General features: G+C 57.5%; 4 protein-coding genes. All 4 read left to right on the top strand.

The annotated features are described in order from the left end of the window. The first annotated feature begins 388 nt into the window (after positions 1-388). The 4 genes from RSSM_RS20575 to RSSM_RS20550 all read left to right on the top strand — a co-directional run bounded on the left by RSSM_RS20575 (position 389) and on the right by RSSM_RS20550 (position 24,932). Positions 389-1,909, top strand: coding sequence for a hypothetical protein (locus RSSM_RS20575; protein ID WP_144059990.1), 1,521 nt, complete (start codon positions 389-391; stop codon positions 1,907-1,909). Between the two features lie 242 nt (positions 1,910-2,151). Beyond that, complete coding sequence (locus RSSM_RS20565) at positions 2,152-2,727, top strand: preprotein translocase subunit SecA (RefSeq protein ID WP_236621271.1); 576 nt, start codon at positions 2,152-2,154, stop codon at positions 2,725-2,727. Between the two features lie 116 nt (positions 2,728-2,843). Further along, entirely contained in the window at positions 2,844-4,103 is a 1,260-nt protein-coding gene (locus tag RSSM_RS20560) for a vWA domain-containing protein (protein WP_236621270.1), read from the top strand. A 1,263-nt stretch (positions 4,104-5,366) separates the two neighbouring features. Beyond that, positions 5,367-24,932 carry a dockerin type I domain-containing protein gene (locus tag RSSM_RS20550; protein ID WP_236621269.1) on the top strand — a complete coding sequence of 6,522 codons (19,566 nt, stop codon included), beginning with the start codon at positions 5,367-5,369 and terminating at the stop codon, positions 24,930-24,932. Positions 24,933-25,016: the final 84 nt, after the last annotated feature.

Here is a 25,016-nt window from a genome sequence, read left to right as displayed (position 1 = left end):
ATTCCACTGCAGCGTGGCGTTCGGGTGGAATCGTAGTGGATGACGCGAGGAATCCCCTTGTTTGACTAGCGCATCAAGGACTCGTCGCCTCGTCCTCTACCCGAAAATCAAGTTGACATGAAGTACTAATGGCTTTGGACGCCTTTGGCGTGAAGAAGCGGTGGGTTATTAACAGCTTGTCGATTCTGGCTCGTGAGGATCTTTCACAGGATCCACGGCGGGGATATGGGGGTGGGATAGAATGCTGGGGCTTTTCGCTTGTGGGGGCAACGTTGGTGTGTCGAAAGTTGGTGTGTCGAAAATGTGGTCGTGCGGCGGCCGAGAAACGTTTGCTATGCAAGCCAGTGAAAATGTCGCAGCTTCTTACTAACAGGGATGAAAACGACTCGTGAAATTGAATTGGCGGCTGGCTCCATGGTGCTTTCGTATGGCCTCGGTTTGGCCGCGACGCGATCGATCGATTGAGAAACGCGGTCGGGCTGATCTGGTGTGGGTTGTGGCCGTCGCCGCGGTTTGGATGAACGGTTGTGGGACGTCGGAACGTCCCTCCGAATCGGGGGCGGTGTCCAGGCAGGCGGCGCATGACGTCGACGCACAGACCCGGTTGCGGGAGGTGTTTGGGGCATACCAGGCCAGCACCTTTTATGAGGATGATGGCGAGGTTGTGATTCGTTCGCCACGGACGTCGGGATCCGGCTCGTTTGCGAATCAACAGGAAACCGCACCGCTGCGGGTTCGATTGGATCCGCGGCAGCTCGCCGTCGATGCTTACACGGCCCGGATACGGGTATCGGCGGGCGAGGATGTTAGGCGTTCGCGTGAGCGTCTGGAGTTAATCGCTTGGTTCAACGAACCGGAGACGTCGCACTTCGACGCTCAGGTTTTAGTGCAGCGGTGGGATTCGTCACCGGAGGATCGGCTGCGTTTGGAAAACGTGCTCCGCGATGAAGTGTTGCGTTCGCGTGTTTCGGCTGGTCTTGCCGGGCCGCCGCCGCAGTTGGAATGGTTGCTCGCTGATCGGCCGATGAAAAAACTGTTCACTGACGACTCGCGATTTGAGTGGCTCGATACCGGAGAGATTGACGGTGTGGAGCTGCAGCGAATCGCGGTGACGTCGGATCGCGAACGGTTTGTTTTTTGGATTCATCCTGTTACCAATTTAATCCGGCGGGTGGAGTTGCCCGTGCCGCCATCGATCGGCGACCAGCGAGAGGGATGGGAATTGTTTCTCGAACTCAGGGCAGCGACGTTCCTCGCTCCGGTGCAGGGATTTGGTACCGGGGAAACGAGTCCTCAATTCGAAAGTCGGCCTCGCTTTCGTGAGAAGTGGGTCGGCCGTTTTGTTCCGGTTCCGCCACCGCCGCCTTCACCTCTGCTCGGCAAAGAGATTCGCATCGAGGAATTGATGACTGCCAAGGGTGTCGGCGAGCCGGGCGTGTTGTTGGAGTCACGGTTCCTGATCGCTTCGATCTCGCCGGAGGATTCATCCGATCGACCCGCGTGGATGGCGGAATGGGGGCGGATGTTGCCCGCATTGAACACGACGTCTGCCGGACGGATGCGTTTCATTGCGTTGTCGTCTCACCGTGACGTTGCCCAGACGCTGCGTCAGTACCCGAGTTCGTTGGTGTCGGTGGTTGATCCGGCGGGTGTGTCCGGCGTGCTCAGGAAACTCCGGCTGAGCGGCGGTGCGTTTGCGGTTTTGTCGACGCCACGAAACACAGGCGCGCCGGCAAAGCTGCTGCTCGTTGAGAACGAATCGGATCCAGGTTCGATTCAAAACGCAATCGCGGTGATTCGCGATTCGCAGTCGGGGATCGACGTACCCAAGAAAATTCGCGAGGACTATGAGTCGTTGGTCCGTGACTACGAATCGGCACTGCGAACTCACCGGTTACCGTCGAATTGATGTCTGCGGACTTTCGCCGCGACCGGATCGTGTTAACCGCGGCGAACGCAGATCGGATGGTTCGTATTCGGATGGGTAGGCAATTGTTTGTTACATTTGATGTGGTTGTGGGCGTGTGAACGAAGCAGATCGATTTTTGTTTCGTTGATTTCCGTTCGGTGTGAAAAACAAACGAGACAAACGTAGCGGATGAATCGATGGGTTTCTTTCAAAGATTGTTTGGGTCGACGCCACCGAAGAATGTGCAGACGAATCCCGATCGGATTTGGAAAACCGAGGAGGCAAAGTTTTCCGCGATATCTGAAAGGCTGCGCGAATTGGGTAACGGTGAGGCGGTCGCTATTCTCGTCGTGTCGCATTTTGAGGAGACACACGAACGAATCGAGGATTTGCTCCGAGAGTATCAGGGGCGGGTTCCCGCCGAGGCGGTGCGTGCGGATCGATGGTCACTGCCGTCGGCGATCGGATCGCAGGTCGACGAAACGATGTTCGTTGATGTCATCGTTGCCGAACGGCATCCGTCTCTCGAGGTTGATGAAGGTGTTGTGAAGGAGTTCGAGGATCGGCTGCGTTGTCGGTGTCGGGTCACGTATTACGTTTCGCTCGAATGTCCTTGGGTTGTCGAGCAAACGGGTGATTTTGTTCACACCATCATGGACAAAATGGGGATGAAAGATGACGAGCCGATCGAGAGCGCCATGGTGACGCGGCGAATCACTGCGATACAGAAACAGATCGCCCAGAATGTGGTGTCGACTCAACGGGCGAGATCGGCGCAGGAGTGGATTGATAAAAACGTCCGCAAAAACCGAAGCTGATCGACGATTCGATCAAAAAAAGCACGATCGATGGCTAGCGAGCGCTACAATGGGGGGCGTGTCACGACGGTGTTGTTTTGTCGTGGGAAGCCTCTTCTTTCTTGCAAAGTTCGGTCATGAAAATCCTGCAGACCTACCGAGTCAGTTTCGGTCGCGTGGTGTGGTTGTTCGCTTGTCTCTTTGTATGGGGCTGTCTTTCTCTATCCGTCGTGGGGATGTGGGGAGCGGGCAGGGCGTTGCTCGCCGACGAAGTCAAAATCACCATCGAGACGAAAACGGACCGTGTCGAGGTGGAGTCATCCAAGGATGCGAAGCCGCCCTTCACCGGCCAGCGTCCGGCGGTCGATGTGTCGATTCTGCTCGACACATCCAATTCGATGGACGGGCTAATTAATCAGGCCCGAAGTCAGCTTTGGAACATCGTGCAAGAGTTTGCGGAGGCGAAGAAGAGCGGGAAGACGCCTTTGCTGCGGGTTTCGATCTTTGAGTATGGCAATTCGCGGTTGCCCGCGTCGGAAGACTATCTGCGTCAGGTCGTGCCGCTGACAGACGATCTGGACAAGGTTTCCGAGGCGTTGTTTGCCCTCCGCACGAGTGGCGGTGATGAATACTGTGGGTCGGTGATCACCGAAGCAATCAAACGGCTCGACTGGAGTCACGAGCCGAACGCCTACAAAGCGATCTTCATCGCTGGGAATGAGCCTTTCGACCAAGGCCCGGTCGACTTTCGCGAGGCCTGCAAACGAGCGATCGGAGATGGCGTGGTGGTCAATACGATTCACTGCGGGAACTACAACCAAGGGGTTCGTGGGAAATGGCAGGAAGGTGCCAAGCTCGCCGAAGGGAAGTTCTTGAATATCAACCAAGATGAAAAGGTGGTGCGTTTGAAGTCACCGCACGACAAAATCATCATCGAGCTGAATGCGAAGTTGAACAAAACCTATTTGTGGTACGGATCCAAAGTGGATCGACTGAAGTATGCCAACAATCAGAAGGTGCAGGACTCAAACGCGGGACGTGGATTGAGCAGCCGTGCGGCGATCAAGTCGAGTGCGTTGTATCGCAACGTGGGCCGCGACTTGGTGGATACTTATGAAGAAGACCCGAGTATTCTCGAGCGGCTCGACGAAGAGGAATTGCCTGCCGAGTTGAAAGGATTGTCTGCGGAAGAGCGTGTGGAACGTATCGAGGACATGTTGAAGGAACGGGCGAGAATCAAAGCGAAGCTCGCCGAAGTCAGCAAAGAGCGAGCCGAGTTTGTGGCTCAGCGGATGAAGGAGATGCCGATGTCGCGTGATTCGGTCACCCTGGGTGATGCGTTTTCGGATGCGATCGGCCAACAATTGCAAGCATCAGGCTTCGAGGTGGCTAAGTAGCGGGCGGGTTGGCAAAGAGCTTGTCCGCGGACTGCATCAGCGGATCGGTGTTGGGGGCGGTTTGCATGGGGTAACCGTTCGATGGGGTAGCCGTTCCATGCGGTAGCCGTTCGATGGGGTAACCGGGGCGCGAGGATGGGAAATGGCGCGCGGTGCCCTCCCCGGAATTCTCGCTGTACGCTCGCTTTCTATTCCCTCCCGCTGGGGATGTCGATTGATTAAGGGCTGCATTTGGTAGCGGACGAGGCAACGAGTCCCTTGCGTGGGGTAGGACTCGTCGCCTTGTCCACTACGGTTCAGGTCCTGGGCCAAGGACGCCTCGAAGAACGTCAGTAAAAAAATCGACGTCCCGCGCGGGCGGGGTTCTGCAAGGCGTTACTGGCACAGCACTTAAAAACTGCACGACCTCTGCGTTCGGGAGCGTGAATTCGATGTTGCGAATACGGTGTTTGTAGACTGCGCGACTGAAAGCCGTCACTCATGGCTTTGGCCTCGGCTCGATAAACGGGCCGCGTCTTTGGCCCGAAGAGGTGTCATTTCAGCAGTCTCACCCGGGGGCAAATGATCGTTCGGCGCGGGCTGAACGGTACTCGATCGATGGCTTCACCGTGGGGGGAACATCGATTTGTGGCCCCTTCTTGATCGCGCAGATCGGATTGACGACGTTCCCCGTGTTGAGGGGGATTGGGGCGTGGGTGGTGGGCAATTTGCGGGGAAATCACCGTATCGGGGAGTGGATCGGTACCGCGCCAGGGAACTTTCCGATTTTTCGAGCGTCCAAATGGGCGCGGAATTGTGCCGGTTATGCATGCTGGCGCGTTTGTCAGTCTCGGAAAGGGCGCCGGCCAAGGGTTTGGTGGCTGCTTTGGAGGGGACAAACGCGTCAACATCGTTACGACTGGCGCATCCGCTCGCCGCGGTATCTGTGGCGGTAAGTGGTGGTGCAGCAAAAATTTGCGACACCGCTGCCCCCAACTATACTCGGCGAACTGATCGCATCGGCTGCTATGACGGCTAGGAATCCTTTCCTGGCTCGGAGTGGATGGTTCGTTTGCGTTCACCCTCGTCATTCACGACTGATCTTCGTCTTCCTTTGAGTCGGACAGAGCCGTGTGTCTATTGAACAGTAGCTCACAGTGAACCCGATCCGAGGCGGTACGAAGCTCCGAGATTCACATCAAGTGCAATGGTACTGCGGTTTTTGCGGGCAATTTCGCCTGTAACGACTGACTTGCCGTCCGCTCTGCCTAGAAGGTTCGGTCTATGACCTCGCGTCAGCGAAACTCGTCGTCCTCCCCCAATTCCACGACCCGTCCAGCGTCGTCCGACTCCCCCGCGCGCAGCCGCCGCTCCAATCGAGAGGACCGACGATCGCGTTCGACGCGTCAACAGCGTCGTCGGCATTTGCTCGAAACGCTCGAGGCGAGGCAGTTGCTTGCCGGCCCCGAATTGATCGGCATCCAGCCCAACGAGGGCGAGCTGATTGATAACGGTTCGGTGCGCCAAGTGGCTCCTCGCGTGTTGACCTTCCGGTTCGACGAAGATCAGCAGATCGATGCCAACACGCTCGATGCAATTCAGTTGGTCCGCAGTGGTCGCGATGGTGTATTCGGAACGTCGGATGACGTTCGAATTGATCCCGGCCTCGTCACGTTGGGTGATCCAAACGAAAACGAAGTCGTGGTTCGTTTCGCGGATTCCCTGCCGGACGACAACTACCGGATCAATATCTACGGGTACGACGACCCGACCGCGAGCCCACAGCCGATCGTGGGGCTGCGGAACATTCAAGGCGAGTTGATTCAGCCGTCGGTCGTTGGTGAGCGTGTCGAGACGGTTGATTTCCGCCTCGATCTCGGTGCGTTGATCGAAGCGGTTGTGCCGCAACCGGTCATCCGAAACGCGGACGGATCGCTGACTCAGAATCGTGATGAGATTGTTGTCTACTTCAATGAAGACCCGTTGTTCGTTGAAGACGACGCGGCTGGGAACCCGACCGAACGTTCGGCGGAGAATCCACGTTTCTATCAATTGTTGCTCACCCAGGATTCGGTCCGAACGACGGACGACGAGTTCTATCTGCCGGACGAGGTGATCTACAGCGAGGAAACTCACACCGCGCGGCTGATCTTCGAAACCGACATCAACAATCTTCCCGGTGTCCCGGCCAGTGGTGGAACGTTCCGCCTGCGTATCGGCACCGCGGTCGATTCGAAGGTGGATCTGATCGTTCCTCCGTCGGAGTTTGTCACGGCACCGACCGCGACGGTTTCGTTGGATAATGACGCGTCGTTTGAATTTGTTTCGCGACAAGTGGGTGAAGGTGCATCGGGGCAACAAGTCCGATTCGTCGACACCGGAAGTGCCGGTTTGTCGGTGGCACAAGATGCCGACGGCGTGATCGAATTCAACTTCGGCGGCACGGTACCTGTGGTCAGTGACCTGGTTGCTGCGATTGCTGCCGATCCGGTGATCCGCGATTTGATTTCGATTTCGGTCGACAGTGCGTCGTTGGCGTTGCCACTGCCACAACGATTGATCGGCAGTGATCCGGTCGTGTTGGTCGGGCTCGGTGACACGTTGGGCACATCATTGGACATCGGAACGTTCGATTCCGATACGTTGACGAGTCTGGTGATTCGCGAGTCGATCACGCCGCAGCAGGTGAACATCGAGCTGCCTGGTGGAGACGATGATGCAGGGCACCGTTTGCTGATCGAACACATCAATGATGCGTTTGGCGCCGACTTGCAATCGGGGATTACTGAGATCCCTTACAACTTCCAAGGCGTTTACTTCCAAGACGGCACGTCGTCTTCGCTGAACCAGATCACGCCGACGCAGAAGCTGCGGATTCGCGAAGTGTTGCAGTTGTGGAGCAACAAAATTGGTGTTCAGTTCACCGAGACGGCGGATCAGGGGATCACGTTCGCGTTGGGTGAAACCAGCGATGTGTTGACGGACGGATCCTTGCCCGAGGACCAGCGTTTCACCGCCGTGCCACAGTTGCAAGCGTCGGTGCGAGTCGATCCGGCGATCAATGACAACTCGACTGCGGCGTCTTCGAACGCGTCGATCGTGTTCAGTAACCAAGCAAACTTCGGATTCGACTACGGTGAAGATTTCACCCGGAAGGCAGCCGCCGGTGTCGGGCTGTTGTTGGGATTGCTGGCCGCTCCCGATCAAGCGCCTCAGGTATTGATGGCGCTCAATGCGTTCAATGATGAGGCGTTGCTGCGTCGGCCGAGTGACGGTGTTCTCGGACCTGAAATTACCGCTCCAACGACGGACCCGGATTCGCCCGATTACCAGCGTTTTGATGAAGAGTTCCCGGAATTCCGCGGGTTCCTCAATGACCTGATCGATCCGATCACGTTGCCCGCCGACGTGCCAACGACCGAGGGCAGTTTGGTTTATCTGCCTGACAACCTCGATGACTTCTCGTTGCCAGATTGGGAGCCGGTTTTCCCGTCGAATGTCGACGTGTTGCACGGGCAGTATGTCCACCGTCCTGACAGTGTCGATGTTGACCTGTATCGGTTTGTGGTCGACCTCGACGATGCCGATCGCATCGGTCAACTGAGCGTTGAAACGTTTGCCGAACGGCTGTCCGATTCCAGCGCGCTCGATACAACGTTGACGTTGTTCCAAGAAGTTCGCGCCAGTGCGACGTCCGATTTGAAAGTCGGTCCGACGGTGCAGCTGCGTGTGGACGCGGCGCAGGTCGGTACGACCGGCAACGGTGCTCGAATTGACTTCGTCGAGAGCGATCGTGGTGCCGGTGAAGACGAAGTACGCGTGCTCCGCGTGGATGACGGTGCGGGCGGGTTTGTTAACAACGCGATCCTGATTGATTTGCCTCGGCGTGGTGCGTTCGTCGACAGCGTTGAGTTGCAAGAAGTCATCGACGCGATCGAGAACGATCCGTTTGCGAGCAGCCTGTTCAACTTGACGCTCGAAAAGGGTTCGCCAACGACGGACATCAGTGGTCTCGATCTGCAAACGTCGCCGATCGTTCTGTCGGGCGGTGGGCTCGAGCAGTTGAGTCGTAACGACGACTACTTCAGCGAAGATTCATTCATGACCGCTTCGCTCGGCGAAGGGGTTTACTACATCGGTGTTGCCGCGAGCGGGAACGACACCTATGACCCGATGATCAAGGACAGCGGGTTTGGTGGTTTGACGCAGGGCGACTACGAACTGCGGATCAAGTTCGAGCCTCAGGTCGATGAAGTGGACGTGCTTCGCGATCAGGATTCGACCCGTCCTGGCGTACCGGGGACTCCGATCGATGGTGACGGCGATGGCGTCCCGCGTGGGGTCAATAACTTCTGGTTCCAAACGCGTCCTGAATTGCGAACGATGCAGTTCACGCTCAGCGGTGCGTCGATCACACCGGGGCAAACGGTCACGATCACGGGAGCGAACGGTTCGGTACGAACCTATGAATTCCAACCGTTCAGCGGTGGCAGTGCTCGGCCGGGTAATGTTCTGATCCAGTACAGCGATACGACAGGCAATGATTCGCCTCCAGAAAACCTCGCTGAGTTGTTGGCGACGGCGATCAACGGTCGACAAGACGCGACCGGCGTGCAGGCGTTTGTCACGGGCGAGAGTTTGACTCTCGAAGGTGAGCGTTCGCTCGACTTCAGCAACGGTTTCCGTGGTGTGGAAACGTTTGGGCGAATGATCTTCGTCGATAAGCTCGCCGCGACCAACGCGGACGGTAGCCTCGGACTGCCGTTTAACAACGTCAACAATCCGGCCGTGGTCAATGCGTTTGATGCCGCGTTGCCGGGCGACATTGTTCGGATTGTCGGCAACGGCGGTGCGGACCAGGACATCGTGACCGAGGATGATAACTTTGCCTACGAATTTGGATTGAGCGAGGTCGGCGGCCAAACTCTCGAAGACGGTCGTGACATGGAAATCCCCGCTGGGGTAACGACCATGATCGACGCCGGGGCGATCTTCAAACTGCGATCTTCGCGAATCAGCGTCGGCAGCAGCAGCACGCAAATCGACCGCAGTGGTGGTGCGTTGCAGGTGCTCGGCACGCCACGGTTGGTTGACTTCAACGCGGCCGATCCGCTCGTTGGAGAGGTCAACAGTTCGGATACCGGATATGACGACGGTAGCGTCATTTTCACGAGCACCCGCGATCGTGAAGCGGACGCCGCGGGAGCGGGCACATCGCCTGCGCCGCGAGCCGGTGATTGGGGCGGTATCGTCTTCCGCCGTGACATTGACCAAGCTCAGGGCCGGGCCGATTTGGAAGATCAAGGTATCTTCCTGCAGACCGTCAACCACGCTGAGATCCGCTACGGCGGCGGCAGCGATATCTTGGTCGATTCGGTGCAGCAGGTGGTGAATCCGATTTCGATGATCAACCTGCGTCCGAACATCACCTTCAACGAAATCACGCTCAGCGCGGATGCCGCCATGAGCGCGGCGCCGAACAGTTTCGAAGAAACAACGTTTGGGACTCCCGCGTTCCAGCAGGCGGGCGAGTTCACGCCGGACTACAACCGAGTCGGGCCAGACATTCACAACAACCTGTTGTCGGAGAACAGTCTCAATGGGCTGTTTATTCGAACGATCGTCACGCCGAACTCGGCGCCGACTCAACTGACGTCGGCGGCGCGGTTCGATGACACCAGCATCGTTCACTTCGTCGCAGAAAACTTGGTCATCGCCGGCAGTCCCGGTGGATCGGTGGAAGACGGGATTCGTCCTTCCCTCGCTCAGGCATCCGCACAGGTGCTGTCGGGAGGCTCTCTGACGGCCAACACCGATGCGGTTGAGTACCTGATGACGTTCGTGGACGCCAACGGATTTGAATCGGCGGCCACCGAACTCACCGGGGCGTTGCGTTTGGATGCTGCCGCCGGCGAAACGCTCGAGGATTCGAGTGTTCAACTCGCAGGTCTGCCGCGTATCCCTTCGGGAACCGATTACGTTTCGCGACGTTTGTATCGTGCCGATTTTGATGCTGCCGGAAACGTCATCAGTGGCGGTTATCAGTTGGTGGCAACGCTCGACGGTTTGAGTTCAGCGTATACCGACAACGGAGCTTCGTTCGAAAATCAATTGGACGTCGACCGCGTTGGTCGCCGCGGCCGGCTCGATGCGTCGTTGGTTGTCGATCCGGGCATGGTGCTCAAGCTCCAGGGTGCACGTATCGAACTCGGCCACGGCACGCAATTGCTCTCCGAAGGCACCGCGTCTCAGCCGGTCGTCTTTACCAGTTCGCTCGATGATCGTTATGGAGCCGGCGGGACGTTTGATACGAACAACGATGCCGGCACCATTACCGGAAACGAAGAAGCCGACCGTGGCGATTGGTCCGGGATTTATGCCGGGGCCAATGCCTACGTGAGTTTGGATCACGCCGTCGTTTCTTATGCCGGCGGTATCAGTTTGGTCTCCGGTGGCGAGAGCCGTGGTTTTGCACCACTCGAACTGCAACAGGCCGACGGTCGTGTGACGAACACACGTTTCGAATTCAACGACGATGGCCAAGACGGATCCGGACGACCCGGCCGTGGTGGACGCCTCGCGGTGGATCCTTCGGTGATCTTCGTTCGTGGCAGCCAACCGGTCATCGTTGCTAACGAGTTCAAAGACAACCGCGGTTCGGCGATTGACATCGACGTCGATTCGATGGTGGCGGATCTCTTGCGAGATACCGGTCGCCAAACCGGCAGCGTTGATACGTTCTCGGAGTTTGACGACAACCACGGTCCGCTCGTCCGATTGAACCGATTCGAAGTCGTGCCAGCCGACGACGATGAAGACAAGCAAATCAGCGGATTGGTGATTCGCGGCGGCGAGTTGTTGGTCGAATCGATTTGGGACGATACCGACATCGTTCACGTTCTCGATGAGAGCGTGACGGTTGGCAACATTCAAAGCTCCGGCGGTTTGCGACTGGAGAGCCGAGCGAACGAATCCTTGGTGGTCAAACTCAGCGGTGCGGGCACACCAAACAGTGCCACACTGGGGACCGGTTTCACCGCGACGGGCGAGACCAGTGACAGCGAACAACGCCTCGGCGGGACGGTGCACATCGTCGGTCTGCCAGGGGCCCCGGTCGTGTTGACCAGTTTCAAAGACGACACCGTGGGTGCCGGTTTGGCGATCGATGGATCGCAGTTCACCGACACCAACGGCGATTCCTTCGGGTCGCGTCCAGAGACGAACGACTGGCGAAGCGTTCTGTTGGATCAGTACAGCAATGATCGCAACGTCGACTTCATCTTGGAAGAAGAACTCAGCACCGATGTCGCTCCTGGTCGTAACGGGAGTGTCAATCAGGCTCAGTTCTTGGGCGAACTCGCAGGCGATTTGAACCTTGGTGACGACACACGTCGAATCGGTTTCGAGGTCAGCGGTTATCTGTCCGAGCCAACTGACGTGGACACGTACAGTTTCAACGGAAGTGCCGGATCGGAAGTTTGGTTCGACATCGACGACACGACCTTTGGTCTCGACACGGTGATCGAGTTGCTCAACTCCGAAGGCGTGCTTCTGGCTCGCAGCGACAACTCGGTTGACGGCGATGTGATCGCGATCGATCCGTCAATGGAAGGTTTGGTTGGTCCGCTGCAATCGAAAGCGGACGCCTACACCGAAACGAACGTGTTCGGTGACTACCTCGACGTTGGCAGCATCAACTCACGCGATGCGGGATTCCGTGTCGTCCTGCCTGGTGACTCGACAGGCAGCGAAAGCCGTAGCACGTATTACTTCCGCGTTCGCAGTGCGTCGAGCAATCCGAGCGATCCGAGTGCGGGATCGAGCTACGGCAGCTACCAAATCCAGGTTCGTTTGCAGGAAGAGCAAGAGTATCCCGGCAGCGTGGTTCGCTACACCGACATCCACTGGGCAAACCATGGCGTGCACGTTCGCGGCCTGCCTGGCGAATCGCCTTTGATGGGTGAAGCCGGTGAGAACGAATCGGTTTCCGGTGCGGATTCGCCGTTCGGAATCGCGTCGTCCAATGACGTGCTCGAGTCCGTCGCGTTGGCCGATGACACGCGGGCACCATCGCAGCAACCGCAGAACGTGGGCAACCTGTTCGAAGGCAAACGACCGGTCATCAGTGTCGCCGGTTCGATTAGTGACAGTCTCGATGTCGACTTCTATCAAGTTGACTTGGACGCGTTGGTCAGCACCGAGGGGCTCAATACGAATTACATGTCGACGATCTTCGATGTCGACTACGCATCGGGGCTGACACGCCCTGATACGAACATCAGCGTCTTCTATGATGCCGACGGAGAGTTTGGTCCGGCCGAACCGCAGTTGGTGCTGTTCAGTACGGGCAGCAACGTGGCCGAAGATCAATCGAGCCCGTTTGGCGAGAACGGTGACCTAGCCGAGCGACTCGATCGTGGTTCGATCTCGACCAGCGATCCGTTGATCGGCCCCGTGTCGTTGCCTGAGGGGGCTTACTACGTCGCGATTACCGCAGGCGAGAGGTTGCCGGAAGAACTCAGCGACGTGGCGGTTCGACGCGAGCCGATTAACTCCATCCAACGAATCTACGAAGACCGAGTGGACGTCGGAGTTTCGGGCGACAGTGTCTTTGGTGGGCCTCGTGAAGACGAACTGTTCAGCGACGCGGAGATCATCGGTGGCGGCTTCACGGTCACCAACGATCGTGCGAACGATATCGGTCACGGTTCGAACGATAACTTCGACCGCACGAACCTAGGACGGAATCAAACGTTCTACAGCGAAATCCGCGGCGAACTCGACGCGTCGGTCAACGATACCAACGTTGAGTCGCCGTACAGCCGCGTGCAGATGATCGGCGAGGGTGCGGACTCACCCGCGGGTGCGTTGAGTTTGAACTCGCTCGAGTGGTCGATTTCGAGCAATTCGCAGATCGGCGGCACCGACGACTACACCGCGCAGACGATTCCTCACGTTTCCATCGAAGCAACGATGAACGGCGATTCGGCTGACTTCTATGAGTTGGTCGTTACGGAGAACAATACCCGTGTCATCATCGATGTTGACGAAGGTGAAAACCCGTTCGAAAGCATCTTCGGAGACAACTCGCTCGGCAGCGTCGATGTTGACTTGGTGATTTTGGACGCATCGCGTGTGTTGCTGACGCCACCCGGTCGTGTCTTCACATCGTTTACCACCGAAGGCCAGACGGGCAGTGCCGGTGACACATTCTTCGATCTGAGTGATGACCCGTTCTTCGACGGAATCCTCGATCAGGGAACGTACTACATCGGCATCTTGGAAGCGGATACACAGATCGTTACCGCACCTAATGGCACGTTGACGTTCCCACGAACCGGCGAGGCCGCTGCGGGGCGGTACGTCATGCACGTCTCGGCATCGGACCAAGAGGTCGGTAACGGTGCCAACCAAAGCATCCACTTCGATCGCAACGATGAGACGCGCGGGCAATTGCTCAGCGATACCTTCGATTTGGTTGGCTACGCACCGGAAGACTTGCCGCGGTTCTACTTCAACTACTTCTGGGACAGCCCCGAGGATGGCTTGGGTGATCCGGTCGATTCGCTGACGTTGAAGGTGACCAGTACCGAAAACCCTGCCGGGATTTCGTTCGATCAGTCACAGCCCGATCTAACGCTCGATCCGACGGCGGATCCGAATCCCGATTTCATCAATGATTCGCAGTGGCGTCAAAAAGTGATCTCGCTGAGCGACTTCGCCGGACACACGAACATTCAGTTTGAATTCGAATACGAGAGCAATGGTGTCATCGATGGGGCAGCCGAAGGTTTGTACCTCGACGATTTCATTGTCGGTTTCGCCGAGCGTGGCGAAACGGTGTTCAACGCGACACCGGGTGAAACAACCTTTGCCGGTGAATCCGACGGACCGACCGGTGAGTACCAATTGGAAATGCGGCGAGCGACTTCGTTTGCAACTCCGACGGGGAACTCGCAAGATCTCACCCGCTCGTTCGATACCAACGACCGTCACGCTCAAGAAGTCACGTTGGTCGTTCCGGCAGGATCGCAAATTCAGGATGGCGACATCTTTGAACTGAGCGACGGTAAGACGACCCAGGTGTTCGAGTTTGATAACGACGGTTCGTCGAAGTTCACCAATCAACGATTGACGTTCAGTGCGGCGGACACGCCTGCGGAACTCGCGATGCGAATCCGTACCGCGATCAACACCACGAACCGACTCGATGTCGAGGCGGCTTCGGCCGATGGGCTCGATGACGAGACGATGACCGGCAACCAATTGAATCTGTTCGGTGTGGTTGACGGTTCGTTCACGGAATTGGCGTCGTACACGGACGGTCCTGCGGTGACCGACGTTCTCGATGTCGAGATCACCGAGGATGGCGATCGCCGGATTTTGATGCCAGCTGTTCTGCACGACGGCGTGGGTGATGTGAATGTCACTCGGACCCAAGGTCAGGTCATCATTGAGAACAATGTGATCAGTGATGTGCACGCGATCGGTATCTATTCCGAAGCGGGTGACCGTGGTACCGATGTTGAGTACTTCCGTACCGATCCTAGCGACCCGGATCACTTCAACGAGTTGTTCGGTATCGCACAGAATACCGATGCGGAGCATCCATTCCTGCAATTGCCACCGGTTGGCAATCCGGCCGCAGGCGTTGCTCGGAATTTGCCGACGCTCAACAACTCCGTCGACGGCGGTTTGATGTCGGGTGTTGTGATTCGAAACAACACGATCGATCAGGCCCGGTTGTCTGGTATCAAAGTCGAAGGGGAAACACAACCGTTTATCATTGATTCGCAAACCCTCAATGTGAACGACGGTTATGCGATGGCGATCGATGCCGGTGGCACCCGTGTGGTCTTCGAGTTCGAAGATATCGGTGGAGCGGCCGTGACCGCAGGCGGAAGCGGAACAGCCGGTGGTAACGGTTACATCGATGGGCACGTGCCGATCTATTATCGTCACCAACTCAGTGCGTCCGCGTACAATAATTCACCTGGAACGGTTTACCCGTACACCTCGTTTGAGTTGATGTTGGCGATCCAGCAAGCGATCCAAGGTAGTATCTTGGTCACCAACGATATGGCGGAATTGGTGACCGCGTACCTCGGCCCATCCATGTCGATTCGGGACGGAGACGCAGAACAGTTTGCAGACAATGCCGAGTCGTTCCCGAACGCGGCGGTTTACCTGCAAGGTGTCAGCAATATTTACTTCACCACCGCCTACACGTCGCAAGGTAGTGGCGGCGGCATCACGGACGCCACCGTTGGTCCTGCGCCGGTTGCCGAAGCCGCTCAGCCGTTCGCTCGTGTTATCAACAACACGGTCTATGGTTCGGACGGTACGGAGTCGTTGTTCCCCGACGATGCGAAACTCGACAACAACGACGTTCTCAGTGACGCGACCGTAACACACGTCGGCCGTGCTCATGGCGGACCGTACATTCAGAACGCGGCGATCGGGTACGACATCCCTCAAGGGTTGACCGACCAAACGATCACTTTCCGAACGGTATTCGATAGTTCGAACGTGACCGATGCCCGGACCGCCGTGGTGGGAGTTGGTAACGAGTTCAATAACATTGCGAACTTCCCCACCGACGGTGCGCCGACGACCACGGTGAACGCCAATATTGATATCACCAATGCAGCGATTTCGGTGAATTACACCGGAACGGGTGTGGTCGCCGAAGGGACGTTCAACGGTTACGTTTTCGAGGGTGACTTCAGCAATCTCGAAAGTGTCGATATCAGCGATGCGTCGACCGTCGGAGTGGATGTTTCCTTCACCGATACGCAGTTGTTGGTCAACCTCAACGGTGGGCAGCAGATCGACGCAGCCGATCAGTTGTTCCTGAGCCTGAACTTCCCTGCCCAAACGTTCCCTGCCGCTCTCGCGGGAGTCGCCAACGAAGACGACGTTGACCTCTACAAGGTCGAACTGATCGTTGGTGATCGCTTGATTGTGGACATCGACACGATTGAGGGCGGACCGGACACGATTGTGCGGATCTTCGATGAGTTTGGTCAGGCACAAGTGCTCAATCTCGGTGCACCCAACGAAACCAAGGTGGCGGACAACGGTGCCGCTCCTGATTACCTCGATCCACGTTCGACTGTCTTTACCGGAACCGGTCGGGCAGGCTCGGTTACGGATGAATTGAACGGTCGTGACCCGTTTGTCGATTTCACGACCTTGGAGACTGGGACGTATTACATCGCGGTCAGTTCGGTCGGGAACTCATCCTACGATCCGAACAGTCTCTCCGGTCGCGTCGGTGGTACGGAAACAGGTGAGTACGAAATCGGAATTGAGGTTTACACGCCGCGTCAGTTCGTGATGAGCATCGACGACGGGAACGAAGGTCAAAGCCGTCGTGACGGCACGGTGGCGAGCGACCTCGTGGGGACAACCTTCACGGTTACGCAGATTCCTGATTTTGCCGGTAACTGGCCGAACTTCCCGATCAGCGGTGGCGTTCCCACGACGGTCGGAAACCAGTTGACGTTTGAGTTCACAACCCAAGCAAACGTCATTGTTTTGGCGAATGGAAACTACGCCGTTCCGCTGATCGCCAACTATCGTGTTCCTGAAATCATGGATGCGATCGCCAGTGCGGTGACTGGTTTGCAAGACCCGATCTCGGGTGCGGATATTCCAGCGCTTCCGAACTATGAAAATGGCAACGGACCGGACGGCCGAAGTGGGCCGATCGCTCGCGGACGGGCGACCGCCTTGGGCGGCCAGAGCGGTGATAACCTCGGTATCGTGAACCTCTCCGACCCGAGTCGTCGTGCCGGACAGACGCGAACATTGTTCCCGATTCAATCGGATCCGTTGTTCAACGACACCGACTTCCCATTGGGATTCGGTCACGACCGCGTCGAAAACAACTCGAGCACCCTCACCCCTGCGAACACCCTCTCGGACGGTTTTGCATCGACTGAGTTGTATGTGCTGTTTGAAAACATCGCCGAGATCGAACTGAGTCCCGAGGCGATGAACGCGGGATTGAAACTGAGCACGAACGATTATCGTCCGAGTTCCGAGAACAATAACCGCGTGGAGTTTGCAGAGAACGCAGACCAGTTGATCGCTGAGAGCGGCATTTGGGTTACCGGCGGTGCATCACCGACGTTGCTCAACAACGTGCTGTCGAACCTGCATCAAAGCATCCTGGTTGATGAAACCAACTTCTTCGGGTTTGGTAAGCGTGTCGCGGTTGCCGGTAACGACTTCATCAAACCGCAGGAAGTGATCGTCAACGGAAACGTGTTCCAGCACGACGAAACGCGTAACAGCGAGATTCGATTCGACATCACATGGCCGATCGACCCGACCGCTCCGTTTGACGTGGTGGACACATCGATCTCGACCGACGAAGTGATCGGTGCGACGAACGTCACGGTTCAGTCGGACGATTTCAACTTCTTCATCGAACCGACTGATGTCTTGTTGGTGGATGCCGAAGGAGACAACTTCTTGCCGGCGGACGGCTCTCGAATCATTGACAGTGCGACGAGCAGTCTGAATGAACGCAGTTCGTTCTCGTCGGTCAAGGCTGCGGTTGGTTTGCCGATCAGCAACGTTCTGACTCCGGACCGAGACGTCAACGGCGTGCTGCGTGCGGACAACCCGAACTTTGCTTCGTCGGGCGGATCAGGGCAGACAATCTTCAAGGATCGCGGTAGTTCCGAACTCGCGGACTTCATCGGTCCGGTTGCTGTTGCGTTGAACCCACGTGACAACGATGCCGCCGGGTTGGACAGCGATACAACGACCTCGTTTATTCAACGTGGAGTTGGTGTCCTCGGTGAATTCCGGATTCAACTGGTCGATACCGGAGACGGATCGAACCCGTTCACCGGCATCGGTGTGGACGATAGCACGTTGATGGTTGCGGAGATCCCAGGTCTTCGCCGTGAGGGTGCCAACCTGACCGTCTTCGAGAACGATGTGTTGCTCGAAGAAGGCGTCGACTACACGTTCAGTTATGACGAGACAAGCAACACGATCACGTTGATTCCTCTCGCGGGAGTTTGGCGAGATGATCGTTCGTACCGGATCGCGTTGAACAATCGTGACCGGACCGTCTTGATCGCTCCCGATCCGAGCGAAGTGACCGACGGCGACCAAATTCGAATCACTGATTCCGATGGTGGAACGGTCGTGTTCGAATTCGATTCCGGTTATCAGTTGTTCTTGCCTGAAACTCCCACTCTCGTGGTTCCGAGCATCGGCACCGAAGCGGGCGGTCTGGGTGACGGCGACATCTTCCTAATCTCCGACGGCACCAACGATCCGGTCGTATTCGAATTCGATAACGACGGGGTGTTGTTGCCAGGCTCACGCCGGATTTCGCTGCCGACCGAATCGCTCGTTGGCGACGAAGTGAATGTCACCGTCGGTACGGACAGCTTCGTATTCCAATACGTTGCCGAAGGCGACTCGGCCACGGGCGGGGCAATTCCGGTCACGTTCAATCCGGCCGATCCGATCGAAGGTTCTGTCTTCGGGCTCGCTGAGGTGATGACGCAGACGTTCGCCAACAACGGACTCGAAGTGTTCGTTGACGTTCCCGATGACGATCTCAGCACGGTGAACATCACGCGGAACACGGGCGGACCGGCGATCACGATCAACAGCAAGCCAGACTCGTTCGCCAGCGGTGCGGCACCGTCGCCTGCCCTCGGTGTTTCGTTGCAACTGGACAGCCTGCCTGCTCGAAACATGCCGACCGCTCAGCAAGAACGGGAGGCGTACCTGAGCCTGATCGCGGAGAGCATCGAAACTGCAATCACGCAGGAACGTCGCAAAGCCGGCGAAACCGGCGAACTACCGGAAACACGTGCCGCCGCGTTCGACTTCGACGTGGTGATCGACGGTACCCGAGTGATCCTCGGTGCACCGGCTGGTTACATCGTTGACACATCGGGTGGCGGTCTCGGCCAAGACGCTCGAACGTTGGCCTTCGAAGTGCCGACCATCGGTACCGGCGTCAACGGAATCGAGGACGGCGACTCGTTCACGATCAGCAACGGTAACGTTGAGCAGACGTTCGAGTTCACGTTCGATGCTCAGGTCCAAAACAGCGACGCGACGCAGATCTTCCTCGATACAACATTGGGTGATCTGACCGGCGAAGAGATTGCGGAACTGATTCGCGAAACCGTGACGGAAGCGGGTCTCGGTTTGACGCCGACCGTCGACGGTGAGCTGGTCTATCTCGACCTTCCGGCGACCGGTTTGGTCACGACATCGGCCGGTCAATTACGTGTCATCGGTTTGGCCCGACCACTGCTCGACGGCGATACGATTCGCGTCAGCAAGGCTCCCGAGCCACCATCGACCGCGATCGAAATCAACAACGCGTTCCCAGCCGGGTTCGAGGTTGGCACGATCAACACGCCGATCGATGGAACGGTCTTCACCCTGGAACTGCGTGAAGGCGAACTCCTGCCGGAGTTGTATGACTTCGAGTTTGATGTCAGCGACGCCGACCCGGCGGAAGTCACTCCGGGCAATTACCCGATCGATGTGACCGAAACGATCGAAGATGAAAACGGACTGCTGCGTGAATACTTCGTGTCGCTCGATGAGTTGGCTCGACGCATCGCTCAGGCGATCGAAGACCGTGGCATCGATGTCAGTCCGGTTGCTCAAGACGAATACATTTATCTCACCGTTCCGGCGGGCAAGACTGCTCGCATCCTTTCGGACTTCAACGGCATCGGTTTGACCGAAACGGCAACGTTCGAGGAACGCGTGACGTTCGAATTCGATCTGAGCACCGAGGACGATCCGAACGGCGATGGCGTGACACCGGGCAACCGAGCGATCGTGTATTCGTTGACGGATACCGCGACGCAGCTCGCCGAGAAGGTGGAAGCGGCGCTCAATCCGGTCGACAATGCGGGCAACCCGATCACGTTGATCGACGGTTTGTTGCCGGGCAGCGAAACGGTTGCACCGGGCCAGGTTGCCGTGAACGTGAACGCGGACAACCCATTGGCGTTGACCGTCACGCTCGGAAGCTCGCTCGAAGTGCGTGGTGAACCGGGCGTCAGCGGCAGCACGACGGTTGAGGTCTTCGGGCCTCTGCTGTTGACCATGCCGGTTCTCGGCGGGAACAGCATCACCAACGGTAGCGTGTTCTTGATCGCCGATGACGACGGCAACGATGTTGTGTTCCAGTTCGCAATCGGCGGCTTCGTCCCGTTTGCGGACCGCGTAGAGGGTGCCAACATTGTGAACTACAGCACTGCGGATGACCCAGATGTTCTGGCAACCAAGTTCGCTGCGGTGATCAACGCCTCGACGATTGGCCTGACGGCAACGATTCAGAACAGCAGTCAAATTTCTCTCGGCCGGACATCGCCAGATCGCGTCAGCAACGCGGGTCTGCCGGGTGTCAGCGGTACGCCGGCGATTGACATCGTCCGTGGTATCGTCAGCGACGGTGAAGTTCTGCGAATCCGCCAAGGTGACGTTTCGGTTTCCTACGAATTCGATTCGGTCGACAATGGCGGCGGGGTTCAGCCAGGCAATGTACAGGTGTCGTTCCAGCCGACGAGCACACCGGGTGACATCGCCGAGAGCCTTGCTGCGGCGATTCGAAACAACAGTGCCGGATTGCGATTCACCTCCGGTGAAGACGGAACGGTTTATCCGATCGCCGAATTGGACGAGAACGGTATTCCGACCGGTGGCGTGATCCTGAACGATCTGCCTGGAACCCAAGTCGATATTTCGGCTGCACCGACGTTGAACGTGACGGGAGTCCCCGGTGGGGCGATCCCGGTTGCGATTTCACCGCTGTTCGGTGCCGAGGCTGTCAAACAAGTCTTGCTCCGTCAGCTCAACAGCGTCAACGTTGTCGGCGAGTTGCCGACGACGACTTTGGTGGCGGAAGATCGCGGCGGCAACACCTTGTTTGTTGAGAACGCGTCGATCATCACCGGACCTGTCAGCAACTACTTCCTGCCCGCGATTAAAGATGTCGTCGGCAATCCGTTGCAACCGAATCGCGACGACCGTACGACGCAGTTCACGATCAACCTCGCCGACATCGCGTTGGACTTCGGTGACGCACCGGACCCTGTTGGATCCGTGCCGGGCCGCTATCCGACTCGTTTGCTCGACAACGGTGCCCGTCACATCATCGGTGCCGGTCCCGTTCTGGGATCGAGTGTTGATGCAGAGATCGACGCCTTGTCCGTTCGGACCGCCGATGGCGACGATCTGACGATCTCGTTTACCGGTGGCGGCAGCGTCTTTGTACCGCGTCTCGAAGATGGTGCGGTGAAGGTAGATATCGACCCATCGGGCTTGTTCGACCTGACTCTCTTCGACGGCGAGACGTTCACGGTCGACACCGGCCTCGACGTTGCGACGTTTGAGTTCGATACCGATGGCATCTTCGATGAAGACAACTACGTCGTTTGGGTCCCAGGTTATGAAGGGGATCGAGTCCTGACGTCGGCGGACTCATCGTTGTTGACACCGGAGGCGATTGCCGCCGGCATTCAAGACGCAATTGATGCGAGCCCGCTGAACCCGGCGAGTACCAGCATCGAGACCGACCCGACCTCCGGTTTGGTCACCTTTGTGATCTCTGGAAATGATGAGGACGGGGTAACCTTCGAGAGCGAAGCGAACCCAGAAGGTCTCTTCAACGAGAGTATCTCGACTCAGGTCACCGTCACGGTCACCGGCAGTGGTGTGCTCGAGGGATGGATCGACTTCAACGCCGACGGCGATTGGAACGATCCGGGTGAACTGATCATTTCGCCAGACCTTCCGTTCGACGGAACCAGCAATCCGGCTCTGTTCGGAGAAGGCACGACGACGCGAACGTTCGCCGTTTCGATCCCGGACACGACCGCGAAACTGCTCGCCGGTCAATCGGCCGACACCTACGCACGATTCCGCGTGTCGACCAACGGCACCGGTTCGCCGGTTGGGTTGGCGTTGAGCGGCGAGGTGGAAGACTACAAAGTCCGTTTGGTCGGTGGGCAACCGCCGGTCATCAGCACCCCGAACCCGCAGTACACCGTTCGAGAAGGTGAATTCCTGCAAGCGACCGATGACATCGGAACCGATGCGTTCACCAACAACAACGGGTTGCTCGTGGGAGTCACCACGGCGACGCCTGGTGGTGTTCAGATCTATGCGGACGACATCGGCACGCGTCAGTTGTTCGACGAATCGGGCCAGTTCGCGGGAACTCTCGAGATCCAACGAAACGGAACGTTTACGTTTGATGCCGACGACGATTACTCCGGCGTTGTCACCTTCAGTGCTTTGGTAACCGACGTCGTGCCGGGGGCCGTTGAGAATCAATTGGTCAGCCCGACACCGATTATGGCAACGATCACGGTGACGCCGGTTAACGACGAACCAACGTTGATCGATGGTGTGGTCGCCGACGACGTGATCTCGACCCGAACGATCAACGAAGACAACGTGGTCAGTCAGGCTGATCAAACCAGCCTCGGGCCGGTTGTCTTCACCGCGAGTGAACTGATCGATCCGTTCTACAGTGCCGGTCCAGGCACGGAACCGGTCGAACAGGATCTGTTCTTCTTGTCCGCCGGTACCGCGACAACAGCGTTCCGAACGACTCAAGGTGGATCGTTGACGATCAGTTCGAACGGTCAAACGATCCTCTACACACCGCCGCAGGATTACAACGGTCAGGTGGCCGACACGTTCACCTACACCGTTGCCGACCGCTTGAAGAGCGACCTGCAGGGCACCATCGTCAGCCAATCGGCGGACGTGGAAGGTCGTGTCGAGATCGTGGTCAACGCGATCAATGACAACCCACGCGTTAACGACGAAACCTACCAAACGACCGAACGAACATCGGACAGTGATCCGGTCTTGCGGATTCCGATCGAAGGTCCGGAAGTGATCGATGGTCAAACCGTGGCCGGTATCCTCGATAACGACACCGCCGGTCCAGACGACGAAACGCAGGCTCCGCAAAATCAAACACGGAGTTTGAAGGCGGATCAGTTCACGTCGATCGAAAACGGTCAGATCGTGCAATCACGACGGACCGAAGGCGGCGGCGGACGGATCGCGTTGGTCGGGGATTACCTCGAATACACGCCTCGCGTGAACTTCAGCGGTATCGACCGGTTCACCTACGTGGTCGTGGATTCGCTCGGTGCCGAGTCGACGGCAACGGCATTCATCAACGTCGGTGGCGTCAACAACCAGCCTGAGTTCTTCGGCGTTCGTGGCCAGCAAGGCCAATCGACCCTCGAGTTCGAAGAGCGTCGGGCCGCTGATGAGAGCGTCACGTTCGATTTGACATCGTGGTTCACTGATGCCGACGGAGACGTCCTTTCGTTCCCACAACCGACCGTTGCCGATACGGATCTGTTTACCGCGACGACCGACGGAGATCAGTTGACGTTGAACTTCATCCCGTTCGCGTTTGGAACCACGACACTGACGGTCAGAGCATCTGACTCGCTCAGTCCGGCGGTTACTCAAGAGATCACCGTGACGGTACTGGGTAAACCCGATTCGCCGATCGTGGCAGGTAGCCTGCAACCGCTCGAGATTCTTGAAGACGGTGTAGCGACTGCGGATCTGCAACGCGATACCGTGGACGGACAAGGGTTGTTCTTCGATCCGGACGGGGACGTGTTGACCTACCGTGTTCGCCGAATCGGTTCGATCAACAATCCGACGGACGAGCAGATCGCTGCGAACCCGCTGGTTGAGTCCATTGAATTCGTGGGTGACACCCTTCAAATCACACCGAAGCCTGATCAATCAGGCAGCGTGCAGATTGAAATCGAAGCCACCGATGGAACGTTCGTCAATTCGCACTCGTTTGACTTTGTCGTCTTGGCAACCGCCGACGCCCCTCGTGGCAACGTCACACCGAGCGGTGATGCTAGCCCCGATGCTTACCCAGTGCCGGTTGGCGGAACGTTGCGAATCACCGACCCGTCGCTCGGACTGTTGCAAAACGACTTCGATCCAGATCCAGGTTCATCGATCCGAATCGCACCAGGCTCGTTGACTCAGCCTGTGGGCGGAACCGGTACGGTCGATCTGCTCGGTCGTGATGACGGTGCGTTCTCGTTCACCGCGGGAACGGTCGATGGCAGCCAACCGGCCGCTGGTCAGACCGACACGTTCACGTACCGTTTGATTGACGATACCGGTCGCTTGAGTGCTCCGATCACTGTCAACGTGACGTTCAACCAATCCAGTTATCAAAACCCGGTTGAACGGTATGACGTCAGTGCGGACGGATTCGTTACCGCGGTCGACGCGTTGCGAATTTTGAACCTGATCAATGCTCGCGGCAGCAACACGACAGCGTTCAGTGTGTCCGAACTGACCACCTCGCCGCCGGACTACTACGACGTCAACGGTGATGGTTTCATCAGCACCGTCGACGTGTTGCAGGTGATCAACGAACTCAACGATCGCGATGCCAATGGCAACAACGGCTCGAGCGAACCGATCGCACCAACCACGGTGTCCGTCTCGGCGGCCACAACGGGTGGCGTTGAAAGTTCGCTGGCGTCGACCCAGACGTTTGCGAGTGGATCCACCGCGAATCTTGGTTCGGCAAACGCCGTCCTTCGATCCTCGGAGTTGGATTCTTCCTCGACCGAGCAAGAACCTTCGACCTCGCTCGACCAAGTGTTGACTTTGGGCATGGATCTCCAGTCCGGAGGCGAGGCCAAGGCGGCGCAAGTTGCCGATACCCTGGCTTCTGATCTAGGATCGTCGACAACCTCCGACTCGGAAACGAGCGGGCAGGCGACTGATTCCGCCTTATTGGATCTGTTTTCCGACAGTTTCGAGACGGACTAAACTGAGTTATTCCCACCGCGGACGGCAGTGAAGTGATTTACTGCCGTCCGAGTCTGTCAGCTATTCCCCCACCGATTTATTTCT

The organism is Aporhodopirellula sallentina SM41 (genome assembly GCF_000346505.1).
In the GTDB taxonomy this organism is placed as follows: domain Bacteria; phylum Planctomycetota; class Planctomycetia; order Pirellulales; family Pirellulaceae; genus Rhodopirellula; species Rhodopirellula sallentina.
Note: the sequence above shows the minus strand (reverse complement) of the source record. Positions and strands in the feature narration are given on the sequence as shown.